Origin of the sequence: Pseudoalteromonas sp. OF7H-1, assembly GCF_022347825.1 — a bacterium.
In the GTDB taxonomy this organism is placed as follows: Bacteria; Pseudomonadota; Gammaproteobacteria; order Enterobacterales; family Alteromonadaceae; genus Pseudoalteromonas; species Pseudoalteromonas maricaloris.
Genome location: NZ_JAKRFX010000011.1, coordinates 100,166 through 119,135, shown reverse-complemented (window position 1 = coordinate 119,135; position 18,970 = coordinate 100,166). Strand labels below are relative to the sequence as shown.

Annotated in this window: 4 protein-coding genes; all 4 read left to right on the top strand. The window is 44.6% G+C overall.

Annotated elements, in window-relative coordinates; all coding sequences use genetic code 11:
- Positions 1 to 96 precede the first annotated feature (96 nt).
- The 4 genes from MHN30_RS14775 to MHN30_RS14760 are packed head-to-tail and all read left to right on the top strand — an operon-like array spanning position 97 to position 18,970.
- Positions 97 to 2,520 (top strand): penicillin acylase family protein, encoded by a 2,424-nt coding sequence (locus MHN30_RS14775; protein ID WP_130165229.1) that lies wholly within the window; start codon positions 97 to 99, stop codon positions 2,518 to 2,520.
- Between the two features lie 3 nt (positions 2,521 to 2,523).
- Positions 2,524 to 8,295 carry a non-ribosomal peptide synthetase gene (locus MHN30_RS14770; protein WP_239360146.1) on the top strand — a complete coding sequence of 1,924 codons (5,772 nt, stop codon included), beginning with the start codon at positions 2,524 to 2,526 and terminating at the stop codon, positions 8,293 to 8,295.
- A gap of 2 nt (positions 8,296 to 8,297) precedes the next feature.
- Complete coding sequence (locus MHN30_RS14765) at positions 8,298 to 11,675, top strand: amino acid adenylation domain-containing protein (protein WP_239360145.1); 3,378 nt, start codon at positions 8,298 to 8,300, stop codon at positions 11,673 to 11,675.
- A complete protein-coding gene (locus tag MHN30_RS14760) occupies positions 11,672 to 18,970 on the top strand; it encodes a non-ribosomal peptide synthetase (RefSeq protein WP_239360144.1) in 7,299 nt (2,432 codons plus the stop codon). Before MHN30_RS14765 ends, MHN30_RS14760 begins: the two co-directional genes overlap by 4 nt.

Here is an 18,970-nt window from a genome sequence, read left to right as displayed (position 1 = left end):
TGTTTTGTCTTTCTGTGCTGATTATTCAATTATCTTGGCTAGTTTAGTTTTGTTCACCGTGTGTCGTGCACAAGGAACAGGTATTGGAAAGCGAAGATGAGCATAGAAAGAAAACATAGCACTATAAAGAAGGCACTATTATTTAGTGGCCTATCAACTATGGTAATAACCAGTTGCGCTAGTTATTGGTTATGGGATCGACTGAATTCTGCTCTGCCTTTATTAAATGGTGAAGTTAATCTTCCTCATGTTGAAAATGAGGTTGTTATAGACAGAGACAGAAGCGGTGTGCCATCCATTATTGCACAGACAAGAATGGATGTATCTCGAGCAATGGGCTTCTTACATGCTCAAGAACGCTTTTTTCAAATGGATTACCTGCGTCGAAAGGCGGCTGGGGAACTTAGTGCACTTTTTGGTGAGTCTTTTGTTAGTGCTGACAAGGAAGCTAGACTGCATCAGTTCAGAAAGTCTGCGCGACAAGCTTATGAAAGTTTAGATGTTAGGCATAAAGCATTACTTGATGCCTATGTCGAAGGCGTAAATGCTGGGCTTGAAAAGCTAGACAGTACCCCATTTGAATATACTTTGTTGCAGGCATCACCAAATCTTTGGCAAGCGGAGGATTCATTCTTAGTCTCTTTTGCCATGTTTATGGAGATGCAAGGCCATGATTACCGCAATACACTTTATCTAAATAAGTTACGACAAAACCTACCACAGACACTGGTTGACTTTCTGGTGCCACTGGGTACTCCTTGGGATCAACCATTAGATACACAACATCTTGCTGCTATATCTATTCCTAGTGCCGAAGTTTACTCGCTAAGAACTGCTACTGACACTAATCAAGACATCTTGGCGTTGCATGAGCAAGCTGATTCTTTATATACAATGGCGTTACAAGATAGCCCATCAGTTGTTGGCAGTAATAACTGGGCTGTGTCGGGCGAAAATACAAAATCCGGCAAGGCTTTAGTTGCCAATGATATGCACTTAAACCTCAATGTTCCCAATATTTGGTATCGAGTTGGCTTTTCGTGGCACGAAGCAGATGAAGACCGCAAATTAACGGGTGTTTCCTTACCCGGCCTGCCACTGATGATTGCGGGCAGTAATACGCATATAGCCTGGGGTTTCACTAACTCTATGGGAGATTGGTCTGATTTGCTGCGGATCCCTGCAGATAAAGGCCAAGAACTAGTCACACATATTACACAGCGCATTGATGTCAAGGACGCTGAGCCTGTGGAATATGTCGTTGATGTCACTCCTTACGGACCCGTCGTTGAACGTGAACAGAATGGCGATTTATTGGTTTTACGTTGGGTCGCCCATTCATCCTCTGCAGTCAACTTAGGGTTATTGGAGGTTGAGCGTGCATCTAGCGTTGATACCGCGCTGCCTTTATTCAATAACACACATATGACACATCTCAATGTAGTAGTGGGTGATGAGCAAGGAAATATTGGCTGGACGATGTTGGGGGCATTGCCTAAGAGAGCGCATTCAGTATGGGCTCCCATTGACTATGACGATAAAGAATATGACTGGTCCGGGTACTTAACGACAGATAAATATCCGAAACGTATTAATCCTGAATCAGGTTTTATTTTTACTGCTAATGCACGAGTCGTTTCAGGTGATGAACTAGATATTATTGGTCGCGAAAATTACGCCCTTGGCGCGAGAGCGCAGCAAATTCATAACGGTCTCAGAGTGATGCATGAGCCTAGTGAAGCCCAGATGTTGCGTACACAGCTCGATAGTCGCGCAATATTTCTCCAGCGTTGGCAGTATCTGCTGCTGTCTATTATGAATGAAGAGTTCATGGCCAAATATCCTGAATTGGCCGAATACCGAAAAATTGTCAATAACTGGAATGGTAAAGCACTTAAAGACTCCACCGGTTATTTGTTGGTGAGGGCATTCAGAACTCAGGTCGCACGCCGAGTTTTTAGCGGCATTCTGAGTGGAGTGAATGAAAGTAATCCCGACCTAAATGTTTTTGACTACTTCAGCTTAACCAGCCAGTGGGAAGGGCCACTATGGAAGTTAGTCAATGAACACCCAGATCACCTTTTAAATACACATTTTGAGTCTTGGCAAGCTTTGTATGCCGATGCTCTGACTTTTTTGAATGACCACTTTAATAACACTCATGGCTCGATAGCGAATGCCAAATGGGGTGACTACAACAAAGTTGCTATTTCTCATCCTGTCGCTGGTGCTCTGCCACTCATTGGGAGGTTCTTTAATATCCCAGAATACGGTGCTGACGGAGATATCAACATGCCCCTGGTACAGGAACAAAGCTTCGGTGCCTCGATGAGAATGGGGGTGACACCAGGTGAAGAGCAAAGTGGATTCTTTCATATGCCTGTAGGTCAAGCGTCCAATCCAATGTCGCCATACTGGATGGCGGGGCATGACGACTGGCAAAAAGGGGTGTTCTCGCCATTTTTGCCGCAGGAAACCGTTTACTCGCTCAAGCTACTCCCCGCTGAGTCTAAGGAATAAGCCATGAAAAACAATAATAAACTCACAGAGGATAAGGGTATGATGCTGACATCTGCACAACTCGATATTTATCTGGATCAAAAACGATATCCAAGCTCACCAAACTATAACATTGGTGGAGTGATTACAATTAAAGAGCCTATTTGTGTGGCCTCCTTTCAACAGGCTATGGCGCAACTAGTGGCTGAAAACGATGTTTTTCACCTCTATTTCCAAGAGCAGATGGGTCAACCAGTTCAGTGTCGCGCTGAAGTTGCGTGTAAGTTCGAATATCTTGACTTTAGTGCCGCTTCTGATGCGAAAGAACAAGCGAAGCAGTTTGTAAAAACACAGCTAACGCAGCCTTTTGATTTATCTGAACCTGGTTTATATCAAACCTTCTTGCTCAAACTAACGAGCGACGAGTATTGGTATGTACCGATTGCGCATCACTTGGTTACTGATGGATTTGGTTACAGCAACTGGTTTGATACGTTATTTAGATATTATTTGGCACATAAAGATGGAAACGGCATTGTTGAGCCTATCCAGCTGACGCAGTTTGAACACGTTGTCGATTATATGCATCACAATGTGGATATTAGTGCTGCAACAGCAGACTTCTGGCAGCAAAAGTTCAGCAGCCAATTGCCAGATAGAATGTTTGTTCCCAAGCAGCTAAATACCCCCCTGATGCATGAGAGCTTTTTGAGCCAGTATGCGATTGCTCAGGCAGACTATACTAGCCTATCTGAGCTGGCAAAAAACATGGGAGTCCGTATACATCATCTGTTTATGGCAGCTATCTCATGTTATTTAAACCTTCAATATCATACATCTGACATTATTTTGGCTTTGCCGTTTCACAACCGTGATAAAGCCACCATGCGAGCAATTGGCGGCATAGTCTCTGTTTTACCAATGCGTTTTGGCATCGATCAACAGTGGACCATGGCTGACCTTGTGAGTGAGATCCGCACGCAAATGCGAGATGTCTCAAAGTTTAAGAAATATCCGGTAAGTAAAATTGTTGAGCACGCTCGTCAGTTGAAGCCAGACCTTGAGCGCTTATTCGATGTCCAGTTCAATTATCAAAAGCTAGATTATAAATATGCAGACGGACAGATAGACGCCGAATCAGAGTTTATCCCTCCTGGGGTGGAAACCACACCTTTGTTATTCAATCTTTGTGAATATGGCGACCATCAAGATGTGATTTTACAGATTGAAGCAAATCGCGCATTTTTTGATGAATCTGATGTGGCAGTCATATTCGAACGTCTGTTTGCTATTTTGGAAGCTATACGTCACAACCCAGAGCAGCAGATCTCAGGCTTTAACTTTTTCAATGAGCAGGACTTTCAGGCTTATCAAACGCTAAACGGCAGCTCGGAAGCGTGTGACAGTAGTAGCCTAGTGCAACGTTTTAATCAGCAAGTAACTGACCGCCCAAATAGTATTGCGCTAGTTGTTGGTGAATCTACTTGGACTTATCGCGAATTAAGCGAAAAATCGGCGCAAATAGCTGAAATTTTAACGTCACAAGGACTCCAATCTGGCGATTGTGTAGGGTTATGCCTCGATCGCAATGAGAATATGGTTGCCACGTTATTAGCTTGCTTATCTATAGGCGTAACCTATGTACCGCTAGATCCTTCTTATCCGCTAGATCGTCTGACCTTTATGTTTACTGATAGTCAGGCTGCGCTGTTGGTGACTGATACGCAGGTATCGAAAACGACTCCGATTGATGCTAAACGTACATTACTTATTGACCAATTAACCGCCGATATAGAGGCGCCAAGGCAGCATAGCCTTAGCTTTTTGACAGAACGTGAAGCTGTGGGTGCTTATATTTTATACACTTCAGGGTCTACGGGTCGTCCTAAAGGCGCATTGATTGCTCAACGTAGTTTAGACAACCTCATTGGTGGCATGGTCGCGCGCCTTGAACTTACAGAAGCATGTCATTGTTTAGCAACAACAACGATAGGGTTTGATATTTCGACTTTGGAAATATTTGCCCCTTTGGTTGTTGGTGGCAAAGTCACGTTGGTTGGACATCAGATAGGTAAGGATGCACTTAAACTCGCAGCGTTTGCAAATACATCTGAGTACAACTTATTCCAGTGTACTCCAACGATGTGGCAAGCCTTAGTTGAGGCTGGTTGGCAAGGAAATGCTCAAGCGACATTGGTCACTGGTGGTGAGCCGCTTTATCCAGCACTTGCAGAGCAAATGCTGTTGCGATCGAAACGAGTTATTAACGGTTATGGGCCAACGGAAGCAACCGTGTACTCCTTGGTTGAAGAGGTGCATAGAGACAAAGATGGTATACCAAGTTGCCGGTTATCAAGATCACTTCCTAATTACCGTCATTTTGTTGTTGATACTCGAGGGCAGCTAGCTCCGGTTGGTGTGAGTGGTGAGCTATGTATTGCGGGCGATGGTCTTGCGCTTGAATACATAGGTCGACCTGATATTACTGCTACTCAGTTTGTGCACTTGCCTGCAGTTGCCAACGAGCGACTTTATCGAACAGGGGACTTAGTCACTTTACACCGCTCCGGTGAGATTGAGTATTTAGGTCGTATCGATCATCAGGTAAAAATCCGTGGTTATCGTATTGAATTGGGGGAAATCGAAGAAAAGCTATCGCAACTGACCGGCATTAAGCAGGCGGTGGTGACCACGCATGGTGAGCGAGGTAGTGATGTAAAGCTGGCTGCGTATGTCATCATGGAGTCTAGTGCTGCACTTGATGTTGAGGCCATACGTACTGCGCTTGCAGCTGAGTTACCTAACTTTATGGTGCCTCACTTTTACACCGAAATGAATGCATTTCCATTGACTTCTAGCGGCAAGGTAGACCGCAAAGCGCTGCCTGAACCCGCACATCGAGAAGTTGAGTTTCTCGCAGCAACAACTGACACCGAGCATTTGTTAAGCACGATTTGGCAGTCGCTATTTGAGCGAGATGCAATTAGCGTGACGCATAACTTCTTTGAGTTGGGTGGTCACTCTTTATTAGCCATGAAGATGTTTGGTCAGATAAGGCAAAGATTACAAGTGGATCTGCCACTTGCTTGCATCTTTGAACAGCCAACGATTAGGCAGTTGGCGAGCAAAGTCGATACGATGTTGGAAGATCAATCATATAGTCCGGCGACTCGCAATCTGACTAAGTCGGACATCGAACGTGGACATCCTTTATCGCGCTCTCAACTGTCAATGTGGGTGATTGATAAGCTCAGTTATGGCACGGCGCAATACAATATGCCTGGAGTATTTTCCATCACTGGGGCATTGCAGGTTAGTGCATTACGGAATGCGTTAGCGCAGCTAGTTAGCCGCCATGAAGTGTTACGCACAGTGTTAATCGATGACGATTATACGGCTAAGCAATACGTACTCGAAGACTATAGCTTTGATGTGCCATTGATAGACCTCTCGGGTAAACAAGATGTGATGTCCAGTGTTGAACATTTTGTTGAAGCCGAAGCGAATATGCCTTTTCAACTAGATGTGGGCTTAAAAATTCGCGCCAAAATTATTAAAACTGCGCCGGAACATCACTTTTTGCTACTGACTTTGCACCATATTGCCGCTGATGGATGGTCTATCAACATCTTAACCGAAGAGCTGAAGATGCTTTATCGCAGTGTGTTGAGAAATGAAGCTGCTGAACTTCCGACTCTGGATATTCAATACAAAGATTATGCGCATTGGCAACATCAAAACATTCAGGACGGTTTACTGGATGCGCAATTAGAGCATTGGCTTGACTTTTTGGCGGATCATCCACAAGTGCATGGTTTGCCGTTGGATTATCCTCGACCAGCACAACCTTCATTTGAAGGGCGTAGCTACAAGTTGACTATTGATAGCCAAATGCGCTCGCAGTTACAGGCTTTTTGTCAGCGTAAAGACATGACGCCGTTTATGGTACTACAGCTCGTGTATGCCCTTTTAATCGCAGAGCAAAGTGGCGAAAGCGATATCCTAGTTGGCACACCTGTAGCGGGTAGAAATCATCCTGATATCGAAGGATTAATAGGGTGTTTCACTAATTCAATAGTACTTCGCAATAGGATCGATTTTGGTCGACCCCTTGAAGACTTATTGGCCGAGTCCAAACAGTCTGTGATGTCTGCTTTTGATAATCAGGATGTTCCCTTTGAACTATTGGTAGAGCGATTAAATCCCGAACGCAACCAAAGTTACAACCCGATCTTTCAGCTTTGGTTTGTTTACCACAGCCAACAATTCAACCCGATGACGTTGGATAATTTAAAAGTTGAGCTGGTGGAGCCTCATACTCCTAGCGTTAACTTCGATCTTTCATTGTCGGTATACGAACAGGAAAGCACATTAACACTGGATTGGGAGTACCGCCCTGAGTTGTTTAACGTCGATACGGTAGCGCAATACGCCGCGCGCTTTAAGGCTATTTTGCAATGGTTCCTTGAAGGGTCTGACACGTTAATTCCTTTGACACAAATGTCCTCACAGAATATTGAAGTGCCAATCGTTGAGCAAGGAGTGTTTGCTGCACGAGTGGTCGCAAATGCTACCGCCAGTCCTCAGTCAACGGCAGTGGTAAACGAAGGACAAACAGTGGCTCAGCAAGCCCTGTTTGCCAAAGTTAGACGCATGCGCGCTTATTTAGATGCTCAAGGCGTAAAACCAGGTTATTCGGTAGGGGTTTGTTTAGAACATGGTTTGGCTTTATTAGTCACTCAAATGGCCTGCTTATTCAGTGGTATCACCTTTATCGTATTAGACCCAGATAGTGATACGCAGACGATAGATGAAGCAATCAAGCGTTTTAACCTAGAATTCGCGGTTACGCAGCGTCATTTAGGATCATTCTTAGCTGATACACCGGTAAAAGTGTTGGATACAACAGAAGCGCTGGCTTTTAAGGTACCGACAGGGTTTCTTGAGCCAGAAGCAAAGTTATCGATTCAGCCTATTTGTATTCTGTATCCGGGATCCGATAACGAAATAGCACTAACACAACACGATCTCGTCATGCTATCGGGCAAGCTCACCAATGAGCTTCAACCACAGCAGAGTCACAGTAATAAGTTTATTTGGAATGCATCCGTGTCCTTCGATTGCTCTGTCATGGCGCTATGTCTAATGAGTATTGGCTTCGAATTACATATCGTTGACACCAAGACTCGATACTCAATTACTGAATTGAATGATTACTTAGCATCTCAACAAGTAAACCTGATTGAGCTGACGCCTGGGTACTTAAGTTTAATGCACAGTCAAACTGGGCTTACGTTTAGTCACACAACGGATCTGCTTATCAATGGTACAGAGGTGGATACACACCTGACTGAAATCCTAGCGCAATATCAAGCAACATCAGATGCCAAAGTGATAGCAGTCAACGCACTTTTTGAAGAGTTCCGCTTAATCAAACTTAACCAGCTATCAGCGTCAACTCAGCATATTGGCAGTCTTGCACAGACTCAAAGCAAAGCCATACAACTGCGCGAACGCATTATAGATATTTTGCATGATATTTATGCATCGTTACTAAAAAAAGACCAAGTCAAAGTCGATGCAGGGTTCTACGAATTAGGAGGTAATCCATTACAAGTACAGGGTTTATGTTCATCTTGTGAACAGCATTTTAACTTGGGACTAAATGTGTCGACATTTGCCAGTGGTCCCTCTGTTAGCCAATTGGCAGAACTAATCTCATCCATTTTTAACAATCAAAGTATGGCCAGTCCAACGATGACAGCTACTACTTCGCCGCAAACTTTAAGGAAATAACCATGAACACACAAACAATAATAAATCAATGTCTTGAGCAAGGAGTTCGACTCTCTGTAGAGAACGGCAACTTGCAAATCGATGCGCCAAAAGGCGGATTGAGCAATGAAATGATCACTATTTTACGGGAAAATAAAGCGCAGCTTATTGAGTTCATTAATAAATTTTCAGCACAGAAAAGTGCTGTTGAAAAACAAAAACTCAAGCGTGCGGTGATTGATGGACCTATTCCGCTATCTTTTGCTCAACAGCGCCTTTGGATTATTGACCGTATTGAGCAAGGCTCTGCACAGTACAATATGTCTGCGGCATTTAAGCTAGATGGCAGCCTTAACCAAGCGGCTTTCATTGCAACGATCGATGCCGTGATTGAGCGCCATGAGATTTTACGTACTGTATACAAAGAAACGAACGACAAATGTGAACAGGTTATCCGAGATCAGGTCGATAGTGCGGTGACCATTATTGATTTCACTCACTTGCAAGGAGATGACCTGTACGACGAGATCCGTTCGTTGGCAGAGCAAGATGCGCTAAAGCCATTCGATCTGCAAAACGACACTATGCTGCGAGTTCAGTTAATTAAAGCGTCAGGGTCTGAGCACTATGTGTTGTTTAACATGCATCACATTGCTTCAGATGGTTGGTCTCTTGGTGTGTTAGTCAAAGAGTTCTTGGAAGTATATACCGCGTACAGTCAAGGCCAACCGAATCCGTTAGTTGAGTTGGAAGTGCAATATAAGGACTATGCACACTGGCAACGTCAATGGCTACAAGGTGAAGTATTTGAAAATGAAGTGGGTTACTGGCGCGAACAGTTAAAAGGCCTACCAGCAACACACAGCCTACCATTAGACCGTAGTCGCCCAGCACAGCAAGGCTTTTTAGGTAATTCATTGCGCTGTGAATTGAGTGTCGCGCTAACGAAAAAACTAGATGCATACTGCCAACAACAGGGCGTAACACAGTTTATGGCTCTGCAAACGATTTATGCCTTATTGGTTGGTCAATGGAGCGCCGAAGAAGATGTCGTTATGGGTACGCCAGTCGCAGGCCGTATTCACCAAAACGTGGAACCACTCATTGGCTTCTTCCTAAACAATTTAGTACTACGTACCGACTTGTCAGGTAATCCAAGTTTCAATGAACTTATCGCCAGCAATAGAACTACGTTATTAGAGGCATTTGAACATCAGCACCTGCCGTTTGACGCGCTTGTTGAAGACTTGAACCCTGAGCGTAGTAGCAGTCATCAACCTATGTTCCAGCTGTGGTTTGTACTACAAAACCATGATAGCGGTACGTTCCAGCTCCCTGGTTTAGAAATGTCGGATCCGGAAGAAATCCTCTCAGGTGTTGACGTGGTCAACTTTGATATCTCGCTAAGTGCCGCGGTGGAAGAAGGAAAGCTAGTACTGGTTTGGCAATATAAATCGGATCTGTTCGACGCACATACCATGGAGAACTTTGCTCAATCATTTGAAGCGTTGCTAGCAAATGCTATCGCTAATGGAGACGAGAAAATCTCGACAATTTCTGGTGTGACAGAAGGTACTCTACAGCCTTGGCAAAATGCGAATGAACATACCTTTGAAAACAAAACCAATCTGATTAAGTCGATTTTTGAATTCGCACAACAAAATCCAGATGCAATCGCGTTACGAGTTGAAGATGAAGCCATTAGTTATGGTGAGCTTGCAGCGAAAGTCAGTGAGTTTTCTCAGCAGTTAACAGCGCTAGGCGTGGTAACTGAGTCTCCTGTCGGTATTTGTGTTGACCGTAGTATCGAACAGCTAATTGCCCAACTAGCGGTGATGCACGCGGGTGGCGCATATGTTCCACTAGATGCTGGAGCACCTAATGATCGCATCGAATACATCATCGCTGACACTGGACTACATATCGTTGTTGCTCAGTCTCATTACAACGATAAATTCAAAGACATTAATTGTCAGACTCTGACTATCGATCACACACAGTTGGTGGCAACTGGTGAGATCAATGTCGACGATATCAACTTGTCAGCTGAGCAATTGGCTTACGTGTTATATACATCAGGCTCAACTGGTAAGCCAAAGGGCGTGGCAGTTCAACACGGTAACTTGGTGAATCTTGCAAACAGCATGAAGCTGCTGTTGTCTGAGCGTGGGGTTTCAGGTCAGTATCGCTGGGCATGGAACGCGCCGATGATTTTCGATGCTTCTGTTCAGGCTCTGACTCAGTTGGCTTTTGGTGTGGAGCTTAATCTACTAAAAGATGAATTGCGAAAGGATCCAAGCAAGTTACTTAGTTACCTTACCGAAAATAAAATCGACGTACTCGATACCACCCCTGCATTAGTTGATTTAGTGCTTCGTGAAGCCAATGAGCAGGGAATTGCATTGCCGAATTTATTAATCGGTGGTGAGGCTATCAGCTCTGAATTATGGCAAAAAGTGGCATCACATGCTTCTGAACATCAACGTTTTGCGCTCAACGTCTATGGGCCTACAGAATGTACTGTTAACGCGACTTTCTCTGATATTACCGCTGAGTCTATACCAAATATTGGGCGTCCATTGCCGAATTGCCAGACTTATATTTTGAATGATGCATTAGCACCGTTAGCGGCTGGCGCAAAAGGTGAAATATACATTGGTGGTGAAGGGGTTGCTCGTGGCTACTTTAACAATGATGTGTTAACTGAAGAGCGTTTCATCGAGTCTGCTACTTTTGGTCGTATCTACAAAACCGGTGACTTAGGGCGTTGGCTGGCAGATGGCACTATTGAATACCTAGGACGTAGTGACTTCCAAGTTAAGTTACGTGGTTATCGTATCGAACTAAACGAAATTGAGTCTGTTATTTTGGAAGATGCGGGTGTAACTGATGCCGCAGTACTCGTCAAGGATGAACAGCTAGTCGCTTACGTGGCAGGTGCAGATGTAAATCAAAATAGACTCAGTGATTGGATGAAAGCAAAACTTCCCGCTTACATGGTTGCTGCCGTCATCATTGAAGTTGAAGAAATCCCGTTAACGAAAAATGGTAAGCAGGATCGTAAAGCGCTACTTAGCATTGAGCTTGAAGAAGTGATTGATGACTACATTGCGCCAAGATCAGAGATGGAAGCGCGTTTACAAACCATTTGGCAGGATTTATTGGGCAAAGAGTCTATCAGCATGGACGACAACTTCTTCGCTATCGGCGGTCACTCTCTATTGGGGATCCGGGTTGCGAGTGCCTGCCGTGAGCAACTTAGCATTGAAATACCATTAAAAGTGCTAATGGAAAACCCAACTATTCAAGCACTTGCTGAACAGTGTGAGCTCTATGAGAAACAAAAGTTGGTAATGTCTAGCAGCGTCGCGCGTGATGATGACGAAAGGATGGTGATATGAGTGTAGAGCACATCATTGAACAGTGCTCTACTTTGGGCCTCAGGCTGTCTACGGACGGCCAGAGCCTGAATATCACTGGCGATAAGAGTAACCTGATCCCTGAACTCATAGCGATGCTTAAGGAAAATAAAACAGCTCTGATTGCATATATTCAGCGGTTTGCTGCGCTAGAAGGTGAACGGCAGCGTTATCGTATTACGCCAGTAGACAGAAATGGGCTTCTGCCCGTTTCTTCTGCACAACGCCGAATTTGGTTATCACAGCAGATGTCAGATGCTACGGCGACTTACAATATGCCAAATGGTGTGCACGTGGTTGGAGAGTTTGACGAGCTTATGGCTCGTCAGACAATGCAAATGATAGTTGCTCGTCATGAAGCATTGCGTACTGTTGTACATTACCAAGGTGAACAGCTGGTGCAAACGGTACGTGAAGCGGGCGATGTTGACTTTATTATTGAAGATTATAGTCATTTATCAGCTGCAGAAAGTGAGGCGCTTGCACTTGAGTTTGTACGTAAGGATGCTGATAGGCCTTTTGATCTTGAACATGACCTCATGCTTCGAGGTGGTTTTTTAAGGCAATCTCCAGAGCGGGGTATTTTGTTCTTCAATGTCCATCACATTGCTGCTGATGGCTGGTCAATGGCATTGTTACTTGACGAATTCAAGCATATTTATAACGCTTTATTTCATGGTATTGCGCCACAGCTTCCCGACGTTGCAGTGCAATATGCCGATTATGCAAATTGGCAATCAGAGATGCTACGTAGTGATAATGTGGAGGGATCAAAGACCTACTGGCTAACTCAATTACAGGATTTGCCAAGCGTTCATAGTATCCCATTGGACTTTTCGCGACCGGCATCTACCGGTGGTAGAAGTGACTTTAGAGTTGCACAGTTATCAGCTTCTTTAAGTCGCAAACTAAAAGCGTTGGCAACAACACAGCAAACATCATTATTTGTGTTGTTTCATGCCGCTATTTCGGTGGTACTGGGGCGCTACGCAGGTAGTGACGACGTTGTCGTGGGCACGCCAGTGGCGGGTAGAAAGCAAAAAGAACTAGAAAAAACGTTTGGCTGCTTTATTAACAACTTAGTGTTGCGCTTACGCCTAGACTCAAAGCAGTCATTTGCCCAGCTGTTGTCGGCAGCCAAACAAGTGAATGAATCTGCGCTTGAGCATCAGGATATTCCATTTGAATATTTAGTTGAGGCGTTAAAACCAGAGCGTAGCAATGGTTATCATCCGCTGTTTCAAATCGCGCTCGTACAGAATAATCTAGATATTAGCACAGAGGCAGAGATCCCATTGGCAGGAGAGGTCGTGTTGCAATCGTTTGACTCAGCAGAGCTAAGCGCAAAATACGATATCCAAATAAACATCGTTGACACAGTTGATGGCATTCAAGTGAGCTTTTCATTTGACACTAACCTGTTTAAGGCCGAAACCGTCGCGAGAATGACCCGCCAGTTACAGATCATTTGCAAGCAAATTGCTGACAATATTGATACTCCTATAGAGCAACTTGTGCTGATTGATGATGCCGAACTTACTCAGATACAAGAATGGGAGCAATCCGCTGCATATCAGGGAAATAATTTACCTATTCATAGCTATGTAGAGCATTGGGCAGGTAGCAACCCAGACAAACCAGCTATTTGTGTCGCCGGTAACACTCTGAGTTATGGAGAAGTAAATACCCGAGCGAATCAATTAGCAAGATACCTACAAAGCCAAGGTATAAGTAAAGGCGCATTCATTGGCGTGACATTCGAACGTTCTACGGAGCTCGTGATTGCCATGCTCGCGATTGTCAAAGCTGGCGCGGTTTACGTCCCTCTAGATCCCGATTATCCAGCGGCTAGGCTGCAATATATGATCGAAGATACGGCGCTAGAGCAAGTATTGACTACGACAGCGTTAGCACTCATTTTTGAGCAGTACGAGATTGCTGTCGTGGCAGTTGATGCGCTAGAGGTTGAAGCTGAAATTGCAACTCACAGTGGTACTAATCTTGATTTAACTACCAGTGGCGATGATCTTGCCTACATTATTTACACCTCTGGATCGACAGGTAAGCCAAAGGGGGTGATGGTTGAACACTTAGGTATTGAGCGATTAGTACACAACCCTAATTATGTCTCATTGAGTTCGGCTGAAAATATCTTATTCATTTCCAATACCGCGTTTGACGCTGCCACATTTGAGATTTGGGGAGCATTGGCAAACGGTGCAACATTATATGGGATGGATAAGGCTTGTTTACTTGATGCCAACCGCTTTGCTGATGAAGTTCATCGCATGAACATTTCCACAGTGTTCATCACTGTGGCGCTATTTAATCAAATAATTGCTATTCGTCCAGATGCATTTGCCTCACTAAATAATGTCATGGTTGGTGGAGAGAAACTCGATAAATATACTATTGATCGCGCGTTAGCTAATGGTAAGCCCATGCGTTTATTGAATATTTATGGACCGACTGAAAATACGACATTTAGTACTTACTATGAAATTGAAGAAGTAGGGAGAGTCCAATATCCAATCGGTAAGGCAATCTCAGGTACGGGTTGTTATATTTTGGATACTGAGCAGCAACGCAGTGCCGTTGGCGTTGTTGGTGAGCTGTACTTAAGCGGAATAGGACTTGCCAGAGGGTACTTAAACAAACCTGATATGACAGCAGAGCGTTTTGTCCATGTTGATTCAATTACGAGTGAGCGACTTTATCGCACCGGCGACATGGTTAAGTGGGATGAAAATGGCAATGTTTGTTATATCGGCAGAACCGATAATCAGGTAAAGATCCGCGGATTTCGTATCGAGATCGGTGAAATAGAGCAAGCGCTAACAAATCTAACCGATGTCAAAGAGGCCGCAGTACAAGTCGAAACTGAGGGTGGGCAAAAAAGCTTGATTGCTTATGTAACTTGCCATCAGGTACAGAGTGTTGAGGCGATTAAACAGGCACTTACTCCGTGTTTGCCTTTACATATGCTCCCGGCTCAGATTGTACTTTTAGAAGCGATGCCACTGACCGCAAATGGCAAAATAGATCGTGCCCGCCTGGTGCGTGAGCAAAGTAATACGGCTACGAAACTGACACCACCCTCTACCGCTTTAGCGAGTGTAGTTGCCAATATTTGGGCTGTTGCTCTGCAGCTTGCGCCAGAGCACATTGGCATGGAAAGTAATTTCTTTGAACTCGGCGGCCATTCGCTACTGGCGATGAATGTCGTGCACAAAATTCATCATGCTGCACAATCTGAAGTGCCTGTGCAATGTTTATTTGAAGCGCCTACACTGGCTCAATTTACCGAATTAGTCGCGCAATATCAGCATACCACTAGCTTACTTAGCGTCACCAAAGCGCCAAGTTCGGAGCAGGGGTATCCCTTGTCGGCAGCACAGCGCAGAATGTGGTTTATCGACCAACTTGGTCATGGTAGTACGCAATATAATCTAAATTATCAGTTTGAAGTTCGCGGTGATTTTAACATTGATTCAGCCGAACGCGCGTTTTTAAGCCTGCTTCAGCGTCACGAAGTATTAAGAACGTCTTACCATGAAACCGATGAAGGTGAGATACAGCAGGTTCAGCCAATTTCAGCATTTACTATTGCTCACTACCATACCAGTGCAGAACACTATGCTGATGAGTTAATGAGAGTGCAAAGTGAGTTGAATGAATCATTTGATCTCACCAGTTCTCCGCTGATACGCGTGGCTTACATTGATGGTGCTGCGCAAAATTCGGGTACCTTACTATTGTGCTTGCATCATATTGCTACCGATGGTTGGTCGATGAACATCTTGTTTAACGAGTTCGCCGAACTCTACCGTGGTGAGCAAGAAGGTAAGAAGCCAAACTTGCCGCATAATGCGCTTAATTACACGGATTATGCTGTGTGGCAGCAAACATACTTGACCAGTGAGAGCTGCTTAGCATCGCTTGAACACTGGCAGGAGTGCCTTAAGGATGCACCAGCAGAGCATGGTATTACCTTGGATTTTCCTCGGCCGAAAATTAAACAGCAAGCTGGAGCCGTTGTAACCCAGGTTCTTGCAAAGGCTGAAGTGTTGGCGTTAAAGGATTTTATCGGCACGCATAATCTAACCCCATTTATGTTGGCACATGCAGCGTTGTCGCTTGTTGTTGCACAACATGGCCGTGAATCTCAGTGTGTAATTGGCGCGCCAGTGGCAGGTAGACATGATCAAAAGCTAGCTGATTTAATTGGACTATTTGTAAATACCATTGCACTAACGGCGCACACCGACTTTGCGACTCTGGGAGAGTATTTAGCTCACATACGTGACGTCAATATTGCCGCACAATCACATAATTTGGTGCCTTTCGATTTAGTAGTTGATGCGCTTAATGTGAATCGCTCCGCAGCGATAAGCCCTGTATTTCAGATAATGTTGACTACGGATGGAGAAGATAGCTTCCGGTTTGATAAAGCAGACTCGATAGAGGCTTTATCAGGTGTTGAGTTTACCTCGCTAACGGATGGAAAGATCACAACCAAGTTTGATTTAGATGTTCATTTTGAGCTGTCTGACCACCAGTTAACCGTTAATTGGGTATACGACACTAGCCTATTTAAAGCATCGAGCATTGAGCGATTGTCCGAGCAGATGATGCAGTTGTTACGCGCGTTGGTAAAAGGCAATTTGCAGCGCGATATCATGACTTTACCAATGAGCGCGTTGACGCTTTGTAACGAAGTTCAAACCACAGCACTACTCGCTAAGTTGAATCCGCTAGACTCGACGCAGCCTGTTGTTGCCGAGAGTTTGGTCACATGTTGGTCAGATACTGTAGCAAAGCACGCAACTAACATCGCGCTTCACTGGCAGGATCAAAGTTGGACCTTTCAAGTATTGGCATCGCGTGTAGCAAAGTGTGCGCAAGTGCTCCAGACAGTTCATGGTATTGAGCGTGGACAGGTTATCGCTGTGCAGATGGACAAAAGTGATGAGATGGTCGTTGCTTTGTTAGCCATTATGACTGCTGGCGCAGCTTACTTGCCGCTAGACCCAAGCGCACCGCGAGAACGAGTTGATTTTGTGCTAGCTGATGCTAAAGCCAGTCTGTTGATTTCACAGCCAGCTTATCAGACGCGCTTTGATAGCGCTCAGTGCCCAAGCACTACCGTCAATATGTTAGAAGTCGCACAAGTCGCTGGGGAAGTTACCCCTGTTATCGTCTCGGCAGAGGATCTTGCCTATGTGATATACACCTCAGGTACTACAGGGCAGCCGAAAGGTGTCATGGTATCGCACCGCAATGCAGTTTCATTGATGGAAGAGATGCAACGTTGGCCAATATGCCAAGGTGAACAAAACTGGGGATGGAATGCTAACTATGTTTTTGATGCGTCGTTGCAGGGGTTATTGCAGCTGATAGCTGGAATGGCGTTAACGCCGATACCAGAAACCCTTAAGTTACAACCACTACAACTGGGCGAATACCTTAGCGACAATAACGTGACGGTATTGGATTGTACGCCAAGCTTAGTCGAAATGTGGCTGGACGAAGACCTAGATGCGCAATTACCAAACCTTATCATAGGCGGTGAAGCCATCTCTGAGTCACTTTGGCAGCGTTTGGTTAAGTGGCAGCACCAGTATGATCGGAAGGCTTTGAACGTTTATGGTCCAACAGAATGTACCGTCAATGCAACGGTTGCTGAAATCTCAGGCTCCTGTCCACATTTAGGTGTGCCGTTATCTAATACTCGTTTGTATGTGTTTGATGAACATCAAAGATTAGTCGCAGAAGGAATGAGTGGGGAGTTATATATCAGTGGTGAAGGCGTTGCAGAAGGGTATTTAGGTAAACCTGAGCTAACTGCCAGCTGCTTTATTGATAACCCGTTTGGTTACCACCAATCATGCCATGCTCGGTTATACAAAACAGGCGATATCGTGCGTTTTTCAGATGGTATTTTGCACTACGTAGGTCGTGCTGACTCTCAAGTGAAACTAAACGGATATCGTATTGAATTGGCTGAAATAGAGCAGCATCTTTTCGCTTTGCCTGATGTTGTAAGGGCACATGTGATGATTAGTTATTTAGCAAGTGGTACTCCTATGCTTGTGGCATATGTACAAGGTGTATCTGAAGTGCTTGATAGTACTGGGTTGAGCGCTACATTAAGTGCGAAATTACCAAGCTACATGATACCTCAACAATATATTGCTATGACACACTGGCCAGTTACTCGCAACGGCAAACTGGATATTTCTGCATTACCACAAGTCGAGGTTGAGCCATCCGGGGACAGTTTAAGCACTGAGACGGAGTGCAAGTTAGCAGAGGTATGGCAAGCAGTATTAAGGCTACCGACGGATACGCTGCTGTTTAAGGGGTCGTCGTTTTTTGAGCTAGGTGGCAACTCATTACAAGCGGTCGCGCTAGTCCGAGCAATTAAAAAGACGTTCAATGTGCAGCTCAATGCACTAGATGTTTTCCAGCAGCAAACGTTGAGTTCACTGGCAGCAAAAGTGGATGCAATGGATAGTTATGGTGACCTTAAACAACTTGTGTGTTTGCGTGAAGGCGATGACCAACAACCCCCGATTGTGTTTATTCACCCTGTGGGTGGTCAGTTGACTTGCTATGCACAATTGGTTTCTGAATTGGAAACGAATGCACCTATTTACGGGCTGCAATCCACTACCTTGCAATTTAGATCGATCACTGCGCTGGCCACACATTATCTGTCTTTGCTTGAGGTTGGTATCGAGCACCCGAATTATCATCTGATCGGTTGGTCGATGGGTGGAGTAATTGGTCATACCATGCAAAGGTTGGCACAAGAAAAAGTACTTAGTCTGACCATGATTGATTCATATGTTCCTGAGCTACATAGAAATATTGAACAAAGTGAATTACAGCGGTTAGGCGCTTTTGCCGAAGAACTTGGGGTGTCGCTGGATGGCATTGCCGTTGAAGATGTACAGCATTTGGATCACGAGCAACGTCTGGCGATGCTTCATCAGTTGTGTGTGACACAGCACCTAGTCTCTAAAGCGTTTACCTTAATGGATTTACAGATGCAGTGGCAGATATTGAGCCATAACCATGCATTATTTTCAGCCCATACCTGCATTCCTTCTGCATCCAGTGCTCGACTAATTTACGCCAGCGATTTTACGGCTGTAGAGGGATGGTCAACACGTTTATCACATTGTGAAGCATTTGGCATTGAGGACACAGATCATCATGCCATTATGAAAGAAAATGAACTTAAAACACTGATTAATAAACATTTAAACTAA

Excerpts from the sequence above, each read along its gene's own strand:
- MHN30_RS14775 (WP_130165229.1), top strand. The coding sequence starts at position 97 with ATGAGCATAGAAAGAAAACATAGCACTATAAAGAAGGCACTATTATTT.
- MHN30_RS14765 (WP_239360145.1), top strand. The coding sequence starts at position 8,298 with ATGAACACACAAACAATAATAAATCAATGTCTTGAGCAAGGAGTTCGA.
- MHN30_RS14760 (WP_239360144.1), top strand. The coding sequence starts at position 11,672 with ATGAGTGTAGAGCACATCATTGAACAGTGCTCTACTTTGGGCCTCAGG.
- MHN30_RS14770 (WP_239360146.1), top strand. The coding sequence starts at position 2,524 with ATGAAAAACAATAATAAACTCACAGAGGATAAGGGTATGATGCTGACA.